At 54.4% G+C, this 14,360-nt stretch carries 13 protein-coding genes and 1 other annotated feature; of the genes, 11 read left to right on the top strand and 2 right to left on the bottom strand.

Annotated elements, in window-relative coordinates; all coding sequences use genetic code 11:
• The first annotated feature begins 94 nt into the window (after nucleotides 1–94).
• The 4 genes from dnaX (at nucleotide 95) to htpG (ending at nucleotide 4,995) form a co-directional block, all read left to right on the top strand.
• Nucleotides 95–2,029 carry a DNA polymerase III subunit gamma/tau gene (gene dnaX / locus ETA_RS13550; RefSeq protein WP_012442186.1) on the top strand — a complete coding sequence of 645 codons (1,935 nt, stop codon included), beginning with the start codon at nucleotides 95–97 and terminating at the stop codon, nucleotides 2,027–2,029.
• Nucleotides 1,368–1,429, top strand: a sequence feature (DnaX frameshifting element). It overlaps the preceding gene by 62 nt.
• Nucleotides 2,030–2,085: 56 nt before the next feature.
• Nucleotides 2,086–2,415, top strand: a complete 330-nt coding sequence (locus ETA_RS13545) for a YbaB/EbfC family nucleoid-associated protein (RefSeq protein WP_012442185.1) — start codon at nucleotides 2,086–2,088, stop codon at nucleotides 2,413–2,415.
• The gene (recR, locus tag ETA_RS13540) at nucleotides 2,415–3,020 is read left to right on the top strand and encodes a recombination mediator RecR (RefSeq protein WP_012442184.1); all 606 of its coding nucleotides are present in this window, start codon (nucleotides 2,415–2,417) and stop codon (nucleotides 3,018–3,020) included. The genes ETA_RS13545 and recR overlap by 1 nt, the downstream gene beginning before the upstream one ends.
• A 100-nt stretch (nucleotides 3,021–3,120) precedes the next feature.
• A complete protein-coding gene (gene htpG, locus ETA_RS13535; RefSeq protein ID WP_012442183.1) occupies nucleotides 3,121–4,995 on the top strand; it encodes a molecular chaperone HtpG in 1,875 nt (624 codons plus the stop codon).
• A gap of 101 nt (nucleotides 4,996–5,096) precedes the next feature.
• On the opposite strand, the gene ETA_RS13530 is transcribed toward htpG, so the two are convergent.
• Nucleotides 5,097–5,972 (bottom strand): LysR substrate-binding domain-containing protein, encoded by an 876-nt coding sequence (locus tag ETA_RS13530; protein WP_012442182.1) that lies wholly within the window; start codon nucleotides 5,970–5,972, stop codon nucleotides 5,097–5,099.
• A 197-nt stretch (nucleotides 5,973–6,169) separates the two neighbouring features.
• On the opposite strand from ETA_RS13530, the gene ETA_RS13525 reads away from it, so the two are divergent.
• The 7 genes from ETA_RS13525 to ETA_RS13495 all read left to right on the top strand — a co-directional run bounded on the left by ETA_RS13525 (nucleotide 6,170) and on the right by ETA_RS13495 (nucleotide 12,313).
• Entirely contained in the window at nucleotides 6,170–6,874 is a 705-nt protein-coding gene (locus ETA_RS13525; RefSeq protein ID WP_012442181.1) for a hypothetical protein, read from the top strand.
• Nucleotides 6,875–6,927: 53 nt separating this feature from the next.
• Complete coding sequence (locus tag ETA_RS13520) at nucleotides 6,928–7,326, top strand: NUDIX hydrolase (protein WP_012442180.1); 399 nt, start codon at nucleotides 6,928–6,930, stop codon at nucleotides 7,324–7,326.
• The gene (locus ETA_RS13515; protein WP_012442179.1) at nucleotides 7,326–8,201 is read left to right on the top strand and encodes a DUF6024 family protein; all 876 of its coding nucleotides are present in this window, start codon (nucleotides 7,326–7,328) and stop codon (nucleotides 8,199–8,201) included. The genes ETA_RS13520 and ETA_RS13515 overlap by 1 nt, the downstream gene beginning before the upstream one ends.
• Nucleotides 8,198–9,100 (top strand): DMT family transporter, encoded by a 903-nt coding sequence (locus tag ETA_RS13510; protein ID WP_012442178.1) that lies wholly within the window; start codon nucleotides 8,198–8,200, stop codon nucleotides 9,098–9,100. Before ETA_RS13515 ends, ETA_RS13510 begins: the two co-directional genes overlap by 4 nt.
• A 94-nt stretch (nucleotides 9,101–9,194) precedes the next feature.
• Nucleotides 9,195–9,839: an adenylate kinase gene (gene adk, locus ETA_RS13505; RefSeq protein WP_012442177.1), complete on the top strand. Its 645-nt coding sequence runs from the start codon at nucleotides 9,195–9,197 to the stop codon at nucleotides 9,837–9,839.
• A gap of 117 nt (nucleotides 9,840–9,956) precedes the next feature.
• Nucleotides 9,957–10,916: a ferrochelatase gene (gene hemH, locus ETA_RS13500; protein WP_012442176.1), complete on the top strand. Its 960-nt coding sequence runs from the start codon at nucleotides 9,957–9,959 to the stop codon at nucleotides 10,914–10,916.
• Between the two features lie 92 nt (nucleotides 10,917–11,008).
• Nucleotides 11,009–12,313, top strand: a complete 1,305-nt coding sequence (locus ETA_RS13495; RefSeq protein ID WP_012442175.1) for an inosine/guanosine kinase — start codon at nucleotides 11,009–11,011, stop codon at nucleotides 12,311–12,313.
• Nucleotides 12,314–12,493: 180 nt separating this feature from the next.
• Here the strand turns inward: ETA_RS13495 and ybaL are convergent, their stop codons facing one another.
• A complete protein-coding gene (gene ybaL, locus ETA_RS13490) occupies nucleotides 12,494–14,176 on the bottom strand; it encodes a YbaL family putative K(+) efflux transporter (RefSeq protein ID WP_012442174.1) in 1,683 nt (560 codons plus the stop codon).
• Nucleotides 14,177–14,360: the final 184 nt, after the last annotated feature.

Here is a 14,360-nt window from a genome sequence, read left to right as displayed (position 1 = left end):
GGAGTAAGACGAGAGCGGCGATTAACTGTTATAGTTGCCCGGTCTGGTTTACTAAAACCTTAATACAATCTTTCCACTCGATGATGAAGTCTTAATGAGCTATCAGGTACTGGCCCGCAAGTGGCGTCCACAAGCGTTTACCGATGTTGTCGGACAGCAGCATGTGCTGACCGCGCTGGCTAATGGTTTGTCCCTTGGCCGCATCCATCATGCTTATCTGTTTTCCGGCACCCGTGGCGTTGGGAAAACTACCATCGCCCGCCTTCTGGCGAAGGGGCTGAACTGTGAAACCGGTATCACGGCTACCCCCTGTGGGCAGTGCGATAACTGCCGTGAAATCGAACAGGGCCGCTTTGTCGATCTGATTGAAATCGACGCGGCTTCACGCACAAAGGTGGAAGACACCCGTGATCTCCTGGATAACGTACAATACGCGCCGGCACGTGGACGCTTTAAGGTCTATCTGATCGATGAAGTACATATGCTTTCGCGTCACAGCTTCAATGCGTTGCTAAAGACCCTGGAAGAGCCGCCGGAACATGTTAAGTTCCTGCTGGCAACCACCGATCCACAAAAGCTGCCGGTGACTATCCTGTCGCGCTGTCTGCAATTTCATCTGAAGGCGCTGGATCAGGACCAGATCCGCGGTCAGCTGGAGCATGTTCTTCAGGCAGAGAAAATTGACGCGGAAACGCGCGCGCTACAGCTGTTGGCACGCGCTGCGGACGGCAGCATGCGCGATGCCTTGAGCCTGACCGACCAGGCTATCGCGATGGGGCAGGGACAGGTGACGACGGCTACCGTCAACGATATGCTCGGCACACTTGATGATGAACAGCCGCTGGCGCTGATCGAGGCGTTGGTTCACGCCGACGGGACGCAGGTGATGGCGTTGCTCAATCAGGCGGCCGCGCGTGGAGTCGAGTGGGAAGCGCTGCTGGTAGAAATGACCACCTTGTTGCATCGTGTGGCGATGATACAGCTGCTGCCCTCCGCGTTAAGTGATGACATGGCGGCGATTGCCCAGCGGCTACGTGAACTGGCACGGGTATTGCCGCCCGCGGACGTGCAACTTTATTACCAGACGCTGTTGGTGGGGCGCAAAGAGCTTTCGCTGGCGCCCGATCGCCGCATGGGCGTTGAAATGACGCTATTGCGCGCGCTGGCTTTCCACCCTAAAGCGGCGATCGCCGAACCGGTTGCGCGCCCGACGATGTCGCAGCAGGCTGTTCCAGCGCCAGCGCCAGCGCCAGCGCAAAGCGTCACGCGCAACGAAGCGCCGCCGTCACCACCGCAGGAACCAGTCTCGCAAGGACTACCGGATGCCACCAGCCAGCTTTTGCAGGCGCGAACGCAGCTGATGCGCCATCAGGGGGCGAGTAAGCCAAAAAAGAGTGAGCCGGCGGCGCAGAGTGCGCGGCCGGCAGGTTCGGCACTTGAGCGTCTGGCTGCGGCCAGCGAACGCGGGCAGCGGCGTCAGCAGCCGTCGGCAACAGAGGCCACTCCGGTAAAACCAGAAGCCTATCGTTGGAAGGCGCAAAACCCGATCGAGGTGAAGGCGGAGCCTTGCGCAACGCCTAAAGCCTTGCGCAATGCGCTTGAATATGAAAAGCACCCGGAGCTGGTGGCTAAACTGGTGGCAGAATCACTGGAACGCGATGCCTGGGCGGCTGAAATCTCCGCGCTTACCATACCGAAGTTGGTTCAGCAGCTGGCGTTAAATGCGTGGAAACAGACGACCGAAAAAGGCATTTGCCTGCATTTGCGCTCTGCGCAGAGTCACCTGAACTCCCCTTCAGCACAAAAAGCGCTGCAGGATGCCTTGAATATAGTCGCCGGATGCCCCATTGAACTAACGGTGGTGGTGGATGACGATCCGGCAGTATTAACGCCACTGGAATGGCGGCAGAAAATTTATCAAGAGAAACTTGTGCAGGCGCGTCAGTCGATAAACTCGGACGTACATATTCAGACGCTACGCAAGTTCTTCGATGCTGAAATAGATGATGATAGTATCCGCCCTGTTTAACCCGCCACATCCGACTAACGAGGATGATGTGGCCAGAACTAATAGAGAGAGAGCGTATGTTTGGTAAAGCCGGATTGGGAAACCTGATGAAACAGGCCCAGCAAATGCAGGAAAAAATGGCGCAGGTGCAGGAAGAAATCGCCGAGATGGAAGTCACCGGTGAATCTGGTGCAGGCCTGGTGAAAGTGACCATCAACGGTGCGCACAGCTGTCGCCGGGTTGAAGTCGACCCGAGCCTGCTGGAAGATGACAAAGATATGCTGGAAGATTTGGTGGCGGCGGCCTTCAATGATGCGGCCCGCCGTATTTCAGAAGCACAAAAAGATAAAATGGCATCGGTCTCAAACGGGATGTCTCTGCCACCTGGCTTTAAGATGCCGTTCTGATGCAAACCAGCCCACTCCTCGAAACACTCATGGAGTCGCTGCGTTGCCTGCCGGGCGTTGGGCCAAAGTCGGCCCAGCGCATGGCTTTTCAGCTGTTACAGCGCGACCGCAGCGGTGGAATGCGTCTGGCTCAGGCGTTAACGCGGGCGATGTCAGAAATCGGGCACTGCGCCGACTGCCGTACTTTCACCGAGCAGGAAATCTGTACCATCTGCGCCAACCCACGGCGTCAGCATAATGGGCTGATTTGCGTGGTTGAAAGCCCGGCAGATATTCATGCCATTGAACAAACCGGGCAGTTTTCTGGCCGATACTTTGTGCTGATGGGGCATCTGTCGCCGCTGGATGGTATAGGGCCGGGTGATATTGGCCTTGACCGACTGGAGCAACGGCTGGAAACAGAGTCTATCCAGGAAGTTATCCTCGCGACCAATCCGACGGTGGAAGGTGAGGCGACCGCGAACTACATCGCCAGCCTGTGTGAACAGTACGGCGTGGACGCCAGCCGTATTGCTCATGGCGTTCCGGTGGGGGGAGAGCTGGAGATGGTCGATGGCACCACGCTGTCGCATTCGCTGGCCGGTCGTCAGAAGTTTAAATTCTGAGCAGTTAAACGGCACGGATCCTTCGTGCCGTCTTGAAATTACTTTTTACATCCCCATTTATTACCTCAACGTTCATCAACCTGTTTTTATTGAGGTAGTAATGACCATGAAAGGACAAGAGACGCGTGGCTTCCAGTCAGAGGTGAAACAGCTTCTGCATCTAATGATTCACTCTCTTTATTCAAACAAAGAAATCTTCCTGCGCGAGCTGATCTCAAATGCCTCCGATGCCGCTGATAAGCTGCGCTTCAAAGCGTTATCCTCCGCGGAACTGTATGAGGGAGACGGCGATCTGCGCGTGCGCGTGGCGGTCGACAAGGAAAAACGTACCCTGACGCTCAGTGATAACGGTATCGGCATGCGCCGCGACGAAGTTATTGAAAATTTGGGCACTATTGCCAAATCCGGCACCAAATCCTTCCTCGAATCACTGGGATCTGACCAGGCTAAAGACAGCCAGCTAATCGGTCAGTTCGGCGTGGGTTTTTACTCTGCATTTATCGTGGCGGACAAGGTTTCCGTGCGCACCCGTGCCGCAGGCGCTGCTGCAGATGAAGGTGTTTTCTGGGAGTCCGCCGGCGAAGGTGACTATACCATCGCTGATATTGAGAAAAGCGATCGCGGGACCGAAATCACCCTGCATCTGCGCGAAGGCGAAGATGAGTTCCTCGATGCCTGGCGCGTTCGCAGCATTATCAGTAAATATTCCGACCATATCGCCCTGCCGGTAGAGATCGAAACCCATAACGAAGAAGATGACACCACCACATGGGAAAAGATCAATAAAGCGCAGGCGCTGTGGACGCGTAACAAGTCTGATATCAGCGAAGAAGAATACAAAGAGTTCTACAAGCACGTTGCCCACGACTTTACCGATCCGCTAACCTGGAGCCATAACCGGGTAGAAGGCAAGCAGGAGTACACCAGCCTGCTGTATATTCCCGCCCAGGCCCCGTGGGATATGTGGAACCGTGATCACAAACACGGCCTGAAACTTTACGTGCAGCGTGTGTTTATCATGGACGATGCCGAACAGTTTATGCCGAACTATCTGCGCTTTGTGAAAGGGCTGATTGACTCCAACGATCTGCCGCTGAACGTGTCGCGTGAAATCCTCCAGGACAGCCGTATTACCCAGACGCTGCGTGGGGCGCTGACCAAGCGCTCACTGCAAATGCTGGAAAAAGTGGCGAAGGATGATGAAGAGAAATATCAGAAATTCTGGCAGCAGTTCGGCCTGGTGCTGAAAGAAGGCCCGGCGGAAGACAGCAGCAATGCAGAAACCATCGCTAAACTGTTGCGCTTTGCCACCACCAGCTTCGAAGGGGCGGCGCAGACCGTTTCACTGGAAGACTACGTCAGCCACATGGTGGAAGGGCAGGAGAAGATTTATTACATCACTGCCGATAGTTACGCCGCAGCAAAAAGCAGCCCGCATCTGGAGCTGTTCCGTAAGAAAGGCATCGAGGTATTGCTGCTTTCCGACCGCATTGACGAATGGATGATGAGCTACCTTACGGAGTTCGACGGTAAATCCTTCCAGTCAGTCAGCAAGGCGGATGACGCGCTAAGCAAGCTGGCCGACGAAGAGACCGAAGAGCAGAAAGAAGCCGAGAAGGCGCTGGAGCCGTTTGTCGAGCGCGTGAAAACGTTGCTGGGTGAGCGCGTAAAAGAAGTGCGTTTAACGCACCGCCTGACCGATACGCCGGCGATCGTCACCACCGAAGCCAATGAAATGACCACCCAGATGGCAAAACTGTTTGCCGCTGCGGGTCAGGACGTGCCGGAGGTGAAATATCTGTTTGAGCTGAACCCGGATCATGCGCTGGTAAAACGCGCGGCCGACACTCAGGATGAAGCCCGCTTCGCCGAGTGGGTCGAGCTGCTGCTGGACCAGGCGCTGTTTGCCGAAAAAGGCACGCTGGAAGATCCGAATCAGTTTATCCGCCGAATGAACCAGCTGCTGCTGGGCTAATTGCCGGAACGATCGGGTGTTTCAGCCACCCGATCGCTAAATTTAAGCTGGTCGCCGTAAAGCGACCACTTTCTCATCGTACATTCTTCCTTTCCCCCTGCTTAACCCACCATCGACGCCTCTTCAAGTAGCCAGCGGCGAAACAGCTCAATTCCCTTTTCCGCCTGACGCGAAGCTTTGATCATCATCCAGGTGGCGCGATCCACCTCGGTAAAACCCAGCGGTGCAATCAGTGAACCGTCTAAGATCTCTTTTTTTACCAGGATCTGCGGCGTCATGATGATCCCCATACCGCTGCGCGCGGCCTGGATAGCCAGGGTCAGATTGTCAAAATGACTTCCTGCCCAAAAATCACCCCTTGCGCCGGTTTTTTTCGCCCATTCAGACCAGGCATTAAGTTTAGTGTCGGCATGGAGCAGCGGTAAGGTGGAAAAATCAGTTTCATAGTGAAAGCGGTGGCTGAATTCAGGAGAGCATACCGGGCCGATATAGTCGACGGCGATCAGCGTGGCCGTAATGTCCTGCTGCACCGGCTGTTCATGGCTGACAATCAGAATGTCGGTGTGCTCACCGCGCACCCGCTCCAGATCGATATGGGTCTGGAACGTCAGGGCAATGTCGCTATGGCGCGACGTAAAGCGGTTGATCCGCGGGATTAGCCATTGAGCCAGAAAACTCGGAGCACAGGATATCGACAGGGTATAAAGATCGCGCGCGCGGATTTTGTCACAGGTCGCTTCAATGCTGCGAAAACTTTGCGTGCAGCATGCCTTCAGGCGCTCACCGTCTGCCGTTAACTGCACGCGACCATTTATACGCAGAAATACGGGCTTGCCCAGCCACTCTTCCAGCAGCTTTATTTGATGACTGACGGCACTGTGCGTGACGTTAAGCGATTGTGCGGCACGGCTAAAACTTTGGTGCAGCGCAGCCTGATGAAAATAGTACAGGGCACGGAGCGAAGGAAGATGAGACATAAGTTACCTGTTATAAAAACTCACAGACAGTGTCTGTTTATATCATTTTTAAATCCAGCCCAAATTCTCTACTCTGGCGCAGGCTGTGGGATCTGTACAGATATCAAACAGCCTGAACCTATTGTCGTATTCTATCAAGACGAATTTTCGCCTTGTCAGCCCTTGATAATCCACAATTGCTACGTGAAGGAAGTGAAATGACACATCAAGATTCCGTAAAACCACAACTCGTTATGTTCACCGGGGGCCGGGATAGCACTCTGGCGGCCTGTTATCTTATGTTACAGGGTATTCCCGTTCACCTGTGGTCGGGTAATAGCGGATGTTCACTGCATCGCGGTATTTTGTCGCACCGTATCGATGAACTGAAAAATCGATTTGGCGATTTAGTGGTGGGGCATACCGTTGCCGATATCAGCGGCGCTTTTCGTACCATCGCCATCGAGTCGCTAGAAAACGATATTCTTAAATATCGCAAAAATTTGGTACTGCTGGGTGAAAAACTGGCCATCCATGCGCATCTGGTCGATTTCTGTCGTCGCAACGATATTAATACCATCAATGACGGTATCACCCATTATCAAATGGAATTCCCGGAGCAGCGGCCGGTAGCGAAAACCTTCCTGATGGAGATGATGGAGCAATACGACATTAACTATCAGTCGCCGGTTTATGAGTTTGCGCAGTCGGCGGATGATGTGAAATATCGCCTGTTGCAGCTGGGGATCTCAACGAAGTCCCTGGAAGGGATCAGCATCTTTGCCGATAGCTTCACCACTCCATCGGATGAGGTCGTCCTTGCTTATCTACGCGAAAAAGCCCCGTTGGCACACAATATTGTGAATTTCCTTGCTGGCGAAGCTCTCCATCTCCCTGAATTAGTGAACAGCACCGCAGCATAAGTTTGATAGAACAGTCGTGACGTAATCGGCGAATTATGTCACCCGGAGTTGAGATGAAAACAATCGTTAAATGTGCCGCGATCATCATTTGTGAGCGTTCGCTGTTACTGACCCGTAAGCGTGGAACCCAGATTTTTATTTCCCCAGGCGGCAAACCCCTACCGGGAGAGGATCATCTAAGCTGTCTGAAGCGCGAGCTAGATGAGGAGCTGGGTGTAGAAATCAAAAGCTTCCGGCCTTTTGGTCTGTTTCATGGCCGCGCCGAATTTGAGGCACAGGCAATAGAGAATCACGTCTATTTTGTTGAGATTATTGGCCAGCCGCGTGCAGGTAATGAAATAGAAGAGATTGCATGGGTGAACTATCGTCACCCCCCCTGCGAGGTTGCGGTCGGATCGATTTTCCGCAACAACGTTATGCCACTGTTATTTCAACAGGAGCTAATCAACTGATGGATGCTTCCTCACTTTCCCCGCAGCTGCAGCAGGTGCATGGCGACCGGTATTATAAGCGAGTGAATATGCTAAAGAGCGAACTTCGTGATGAGCTTACCCGCATATACCAACTGCAAGATTACGACCTGTTCTTCGTCCAGTCGGTACGGGTTGGCCTGGTGATCCTTTCACATCTGTTTTATAAGCAGGAAACCTCATTATGTCTGGCGAAACATGCTCATTATCAACCCGTTTCGGAGCTGTTTAACTCATCTTTAGCGCATACCAGCGCGCCGGGCAGCGTGCCGATAATTACCCACGTTAATCCATACACGGGGGAAGTTAACAGCCTGCAAGACTGCAAGGGCAAAGGCGTGGTTGATGCCTCTCACAGTTTTGCCACTAATCGCCATCGGGAGCTGATCGCAAAAAGTTCGGTGTTTGTCGCCCCCTTACACAAACACGCTTCGCTGACCGTGGGATTGGCAATTATTGCTTTGCGCGCTGAACACTTCAGCACGCTGATGCGCAGCGAACTGCGCCTGTTTGAAGAGTCCACCTCTTCAGATAAACCGTTGCAAGAGGCGCTGGAAAATGTGCGCAGCGGGAGCTGGCAGCCGTTTAACGTTGCTCAGATCCGTCAGCTTGAGGTAAAGGACGTGGCCGGGATGGACCTCTGTTCTGTCAGCGCGCCCGATCTGCCCTTTTGCTGTTTCCCCATGCCGGCAATGAGCGCCGCACGACAACAGCAGGTCAAGGAAGCCGGAGGCAGTTATTTTCCCCATACCAACACGGTGCGTTTGTCATGCTGGGTACGTGGCGACGGCAGTCAGCAGGTGGATATGACCGAGCAGGTAAAACGCAAGCTGATTGCGCTGTGGGAGGAAAAATGAAGGCGTCTCCGGCCGTAACTGGCAATATCATGGGGATGTTGGGCGGCATAATCCTCAGCACCGATTCGGTATTTATTCGTATGATGGGGATCGACAACTCATGGTTGATCGTCACCCTGCGAGGGATCTGCATGTGGGCCGTTTGCCTGCTGATATGGGCCTGCTGGCGTCAAAGTCGCTCCGCGATCGGCCGGCCGTGGTTCACCAAAGATAATCTGCTTTCGACACTGTTTTTCTGCATCGCCTCTGCCTGTTTCGTCAATGCGTTGAACCGGGGTAACGTCGCAACGGTACTGGTGATCATCTCCGGTACGCCGTTTATTTCGGCCGTGATCACCCGTGTGTTCTTTAAGGTGAGCGTCGATCGTAGCGTGATGCTGGCGGCGTTGGCAGGCATTATCGGTGTGGCTATCGTCATGTCCGGGCGCGGCATGGGCCACAACGGCGTGGCTAACCTTTATGCGCTGGCTACGGCAATATCCATGGCGCTGGCGTTTATCTTTAGCGCTCGCGTGAGTGGCGGAACGGTTGGGCTGCCTTCTCTCGGTGCACTACTGGCCTCGGTGCTGATCGTGCTGGGAACCGGCTCCGATGTGGTCAGCGGCGTGCAAATGCTGTCGGCTGAGCAAATGGGATGGGTCATTGCCGAAGGCGCTCTGATTATGCCATTGGCTATGGGGCTAATCACCTTATCAACCCGCTTTGTCTCACCGACTCATGCCGGGCTTTTTTTACTGCTGGAAACGGCGTTAGCGCCTCTCTGGATGTATCTTTTCCTCGGTGAAATGCCTACGGTTCAATCAGTGATTGGTGGTTCAATTATCATCATCACGGTAATTTCACAGTCGATTTACGCCGGTCGTCAGCAGTCTGTATCGCACTGTCCTCCCATGGCATAACCTTGCCCTTCCTTGTGGAAAACGGGGCATAATGGTATGTTCGTGCCCTCAAATTAATGTGCTTAATAAAGCAATTCGCAAGGGGATTTACGCAATGCGTATTATTCTGCTCGGAGCTCCGGGTGCAGGAAAGGGGACTCAGGCTCAGTTCATTATGGAGAAATACGGTATTCCGCAAATCTCTACGGGTGACATGCTGCGCGCCGCGGTGAAAGCCGGGTCGGAGCTGGGTCTGAAAGCCAAAGAGATTATGGACGCCGGTAAGCTGGTTACCGACGAGCTGGTTATCGCGCTGGTCAAGGAACGTATCACTGCGGAAGACTGCCGCAATGGTTTCCTGCTGGACGGTTTCCCGCGCACTATCCCGCAGGCTGATGCCATGAAGGAAGCCGGCATTAAGGTCGACAACGTGCTGGAATTTGATGTGCCGGATGAGCTGATCGTCGAGCGTATCGTTGGACGCCGGGTGCACGCACCATCGGGCCGGGTTTATCATGTTACCTTCAACCCACCGCGAGTGGAGGGGAAAGACGACATGACCGGCGAAGAGCTGACCACGCGTAAAGATGACCAGGAAGAAACCGTACGCAAACGTCTGGTTGAATATCATCAGATGACGGCTCCGCTGATTGCTTATTACAGCAAAGAGGCGGCGGCGGGTAACACGGCTTACCATAAAATTGATGGTACGCGTAAAGTGACCGAAGTGAGCGCAGAGCTGGCTACTATTCTCGGTTAATGCGGTGAGCCAGGACGACCCTGGCTCAATTGCAGCAATTGGTTCCGCCCACGCCTTTTTCCGCTAAAATAGTTCAGGTTTACATCACTGACCCTGTCACTCAATCAAGGAATAGCAATGAGGCAAGATAAACCTGGCGTGCTGCTGGTGAACTTAGGCACGCCTGATGCCCCCACCACTTCAGCCGTAAAACGTTATCTGAAACAGTTCCTCAGCGACAAACGAGTGGTCGATGCACCACGCTGGCTGTGGTGGCCGTTGCTGAATTTCGGCATTTTGCCCATTCGTTCGCCGCGCGTGTCAAAACTGTACGCCTCGGTGTGGATGGACGAGGGATCCCCGCTGATGGTCTACAGCCAGCGGCAGCGCAATGCTCTGGCCGCGCGGCTGGATATGCCCGTTGCGCTGGGGATGAGCTACGGTAACCCCAGCCTTAAGAGCGCTATCGATAGTCTGATGGCCGAAGGGGTCACCCGGCTGATCGTACTGCCGCTCTATCCGCAATTTTCCTGCTCGACCGTCGCAGCGGTTTGGGATGGCATTACCCAGGTTTTCGCCGGCTACCGCAGCCTGCCATCGGTCCATTTTATCCGTGACTACGCGCAGCATCCGGCCTATATCGCGGCGTTAAAAGCCTCTGTAGAGCGCTCATTTGCGCAGCACGGTAAGCCTGACCTGTTAGTCACCTCATTCCACGGCATTCCGCAGCGTTTTGCGGATGAAGGCGACGATTATCCACAGCGCTGCTATGAAACCTTTGAAGCGTTGAAAGCGTCTCTGGGGCTGGGTGATGATGAAGCGATGTTGACTTTCCAGTCACGCTTTGGCCGTGAGCCCTGGCTGATGCCCTACACCGATAAAACGATGGAATCACTGCCGGGCAAAGGCGTAAAACATGTGCAGATCATGAGTCCGGGTTTTGCCTCCGACTGCCTGGAGACTCTGGAAGAGATCGATGGAGAGAACCGCGAAATCTTCCTGCACGCAGGCGGTACGCGCTTTGAATATATTCCGGCGCTGAATGACGACGAAGCCCACATCACGATGATGCTTGAGCTGGTGAATCAGTACCGCTGATCCACCCAGAGCCATTCCCGCTTCGAGACAATCCTGACAGGGTGCAATTGTGTTATCATTGCGCCCTGTTTCTCTGCCAGCAATCCGCAATCATGAAATTCCCCGGTCAACGTAAATCCAAACATTATTTCCCCGTCAGCGCGCGCGACCCGCTACTGCAACCGGTACAGCCGGAAAATGAAGCTGCCAGAAGCTGGATCGTCGGCATCGATCAGATCCTGGTCGATATCGAAGCAAAGGTCGATGACGAATTTGTTCACCGCTATGGGCTGAGTATCGGGCATTCATTGGTCATCACCGATGATGTCGCCGAAGCGCTATACGGCGAACTGCAGCGTGACAATCTTATTACCCATCAGTTTGCCGGTGGCACCATTGGTAATACCCTGCATAACTACTCGGTACTGGCGGATGACCGCTCGGTGCTGCTCGGCGTCATGTGCAATAACGTGCAGATCGGGGGATATGCTTATCGCTATCTGTGCAATACCTCCAGCCGTACCGACCTTAACTACTTACAGGGGGTTGAAGGGGCGATTGGCCGCTGCTTTACGCTGATAAGTGAAAAAGGTGAACGCACCTTTGCCATCAGCCCGGGCATGATGAATCAGCTGCGGCCGGAAAGCATCCCGGAAGAGGTGATTGCCGGTGCTTCGGCGCTGGTACTCACCTCTTATCTGGTCCGTTGCAGCCCCGGCGAACCGATGCCGCTGGCCACCATGCGGGCGATTGAATGGGCGAAAAAGCACAATGTACCGGTCGTGCTGACGCTGGGTACTAAACACGTGATTGCGGATAATCCGCAGTTCTGGCGTGATTTTATCCGCGATCATGTCTCAGTCGTGGCGATGAATGAAGAGGAAGCCTATGAGCTGACCGGCGAACGCGATCCGCTACGGGCGGCGAACGTGGCGCTCGACTGGGTTGACCTGGTGTTGTGTACCGCCGGGCCCAACGGACTGTATATGGCTGCGTTTACCGAAGAGTCCGGTAAGCGCGTTACCCAGCACCCGCTGTTACCCGGTGCGATCCCTGAATTTAACCAATATGAATTTAGTCGGGCTATGCGCTATCAGGACTGTAGCCAGCCGCTGCGGATTTTTTCCCACATTGCCCCCTATATGGGCGGGCCGGAAAAGATCATGAACACCAATGGGGCTGGCGATGGTGCGCTGGCGGCGCTGTTACACGATATTACCGCCAATAACTTCCATCGTGCCAACGTCCCTAATTCCAGTAAACATGCGCGGAGTTATCTGACCTATTCTTCACTGGCACAGGTATGCAAGTACGCAAACCGCGTCAGTTATCAGGTGCTGAACCAGCACTCTCCGCGTCTGACGCGTGGCCTGCCTGAGCGTGAAGATAGCCTCGAAGAGTCGTACTGGGAACGCTAAATTTTATCTGGATGTACAGGATAATTAACCGTTTCCTGTGCATCACCCTTTTAGCCGGAAAAGAACTCGTCCTTTTTTCGTGAAAAAAAGAAGGAGGAAAGGCGTGATCACGTTAAATCTGAACGGTATTGAATGGGGCTGGTCGGTTTAGCATTCAGCCCCTTATCGCATCAGGCCAGATTAGACTGGACAGGTATCCGGTTTTTCGTCCGGTAGCGGCAGCATTATATTCAGCATGCTGTTGGCAATCTCGCGTTCACCCATCACCACGCGATCCGCACCGCGTTCCTCGATGTAGGTCACCTCATCGTCATAATGGGCACGGGCAATGATTTCAATATTGGGCCGTTTTTCACGCGCGGCGGTGACGATTTCACCGGATTCGTAGCCGTTGGGGATGGTCATCAGCAGCCAGCGGGCGCAATCAAGACGCGCCAGGTCCATGATATCGCCGAGCACCGCGTTACCAAGTACCGCCGGGATACCGCGTTCGCGCAAGGCTTCTACCCGCGCACGGCTGTTCTCCACCACCACCACAGGAATGCCGGCTGCCATCAGGCGGCTGCCCAGCAGGCTGCCAACACGGCCAAAGCCGACGATAATCGCATGATTACAGAGATCGACGGGGATTTGTTTCTCATCTTCTTCTGTCTCTTTCGTGGTCTGCTCTTCGAGGCTTTCCGTTTTAACCAGGTAGCGTTCCAGCAGGGCAAAAAGAATAGGATTAAGCATAATCGACAGAATGGCCCCGGCCAGCACCAGATTACGCCCACTCTCTGGCAGAAGGTTCAGCGAAATTCCCAGCCCGGCGAGGATAAAAGCAAATTCGCCGATCTGCGCCAGACTGACGGAGATGGTCAGCGCGGTGCGGTTAGAGTGCCCGCACAAGCGCACCAGCAGCAGTGCAACCAGCGATTTACCCAGCACGATGATTGCCAGCGCGCCCAGCACCGCCAGCGGCTGTTGGATAAGGATCATCGGGTCAAACAGCATTCCCACCGACACAAAGAACAGCACCGCGAAGGCGTCACGTAGCGGAAGCGTATCGTGTGCGGCACGATGACTTAACTCCGACTCGTTGAGCACCATGCCGGCAAAGAAAGCGCCCAGCGCGAAGGAAACGTCAAAGAACTCGACCGCGCCAAAGGCAATGCCCAGCGCCAGCGCCAGCACCGACAGAGTAAACAGCTCGCGAGAGCCGGTCGCCGCGCTTCGGGCGAGGATCCACGGTACGACGCGTCGGCCCACGACCATCATCAGCACCATAAAGGCCACCACTTTACCGATAGTGATCAGCAGGTCGAACAGGACCATCGTTACGCTGGCATTTCCCTCTTCAAACAGCCCGGCCACGGCAGGCAGCAGTACCAGCGCCAGCACCATCACCAAATCTTCAACAATCAGCCAGCCGATAGCGATCTGCCCACGTTTGCTGTCTATTAGCTGTCGCTCTTCTAACGCACGCAGTAGCACCACGGTACTGGCGGTTGAGAGGCAGAGCCCGAACACCAGGCCAGTCATGGGAGGCCATCCCAGCGCCCACGACAGCCCCATCCCAAGCAGCGTAGCGGCGGCGATCTGCACCACGGCTCCGGGGATAGCGATCGATTTAACGGCCATCAGATCTTTCAGCGAGAAGTGCAGACCGACCCCGAACATCAGCAGGATCACGCCCAGCTCGGCCAGTTCGGGTGCCAGATTGGTATCAGCAACAAAGCCGGGAGTAAACGGCCCGGCCAGCACGCCGGCCAGCAGATAGCCGACCAGAGGAGAGATGCGCAGGCGGTTTGCCAGCATACCAAAAAGGAAGGCAAGAACTAAGCCTCCCACAATGGTGGTGATAAGCGGTGTGGTGTGGTGCATGCTTGTCTCCTTTATCTGCATACTCGTCATACTTCGGGTGCGTCAGGCAAGGGCTGCCGTTTCCCTGCGCCCCGAGTCAGACGAAAGGTAAAATAAGCCTGATGGTCTCTTATAAGTGTATGGCATATTGCAATACGGCGCTTGTCATTATTGGTGATAAGCGCAAAAAACATTAATTATTCAG

This window comes from Erwinia tasmaniensis Et1/99 (genome assembly GCF_000026185.1).
GTDB classification, from domain to species: Bacteria; Pseudomonadota; Gammaproteobacteria; order Enterobacterales; family Enterobacteriaceae; genus Erwinia; species Erwinia tasmaniensis.
This window is presented reverse-complemented; position numbering and strand designations above follow the sequence as displayed.

What these genes read in the sequence shown, in the direction of transcription:
- ETA_RS13515 (WP_012442179.1), top strand. Translation starts at nt 7,326, where the DNA reads ATGGATGCTTCCTCACTTTCCCCGCAGCTGCAGCAGGTGCATGGCGAC.
- ETA_RS13510 (WP_012442178.1), top strand. Translation starts at nt 8,198, where the DNA reads ATGAAGGCGTCTCCGGCCGTAACTGGCAATATCATGGGGATGTTGGGC.
- hemH (WP_012442176.1), top strand. Translation starts at nt 9,957, where the DNA reads ATGAGGCAAGATAAACCTGGCGTGCTGCTGGTGAACTTAGGCACGCCT.
- recR (WP_012442184.1), top strand. Translation starts at nt 2,415, where the DNA reads ATGCAAACCAGCCCACTCCTCGAAACACTCATGGAGTCGCTGCGTTGC.
- ybaL (WP_012442174.1), bottom strand. Translation starts at nt 14,176, where the DNA reads ATGCACCACACCACACCGCTTATCACCACCATTGTGGGAGGCTTAGTT.
- htpG (WP_012442183.1), top strand. Translation starts at nt 3,121, where the DNA reads ATGACCATGAAAGGACAAGAGACGCGTGGCTTCCAGTCAGAGGTGAAA.
- dnaX (WP_012442186.1), top strand. Translation starts at nt 95, where the DNA reads ATGAGCTATCAGGTACTGGCCCGCAAGTGGCGTCCACAAGCGTTTACC.
- ETA_RS13545 (WP_012442185.1), top strand. Translation starts at nt 2,086, where the DNA reads ATGTTTGGTAAAGCCGGATTGGGAAACCTGATGAAACAGGCCCAGCAA.
- ETA_RS13520 (WP_012442180.1), top strand. Translation starts at nt 6,928, where the DNA reads ATGAAAACAATCGTTAAATGTGCCGCGATCATCATTTGTGAGCGTTCG.
- ETA_RS13495 (WP_012442175.1), top strand. Translation starts at nt 11,009, where the DNA reads ATGAAATTCCCCGGTCAACGTAAATCCAAACATTATTTCCCCGTCAGC.
- adk (WP_012442177.1), top strand. Translation starts at nt 9,195, where the DNA reads ATGCGTATTATTCTGCTCGGAGCTCCGGGTGCAGGAAAGGGGACTCAG.
- ETA_RS13525 (WP_012442181.1), top strand. Translation starts at nt 6,170, where the DNA reads ATGACACATCAAGATTCCGTAAAACCACAACTCGTTATGTTCACCGGG.
- ETA_RS13530 (WP_012442182.1), bottom strand. Translation starts at nt 5,972, where the DNA reads ATGTCTCATCTTCCTTCGCTCCGTGCCCTGTACTATTTTCATCAGGCT.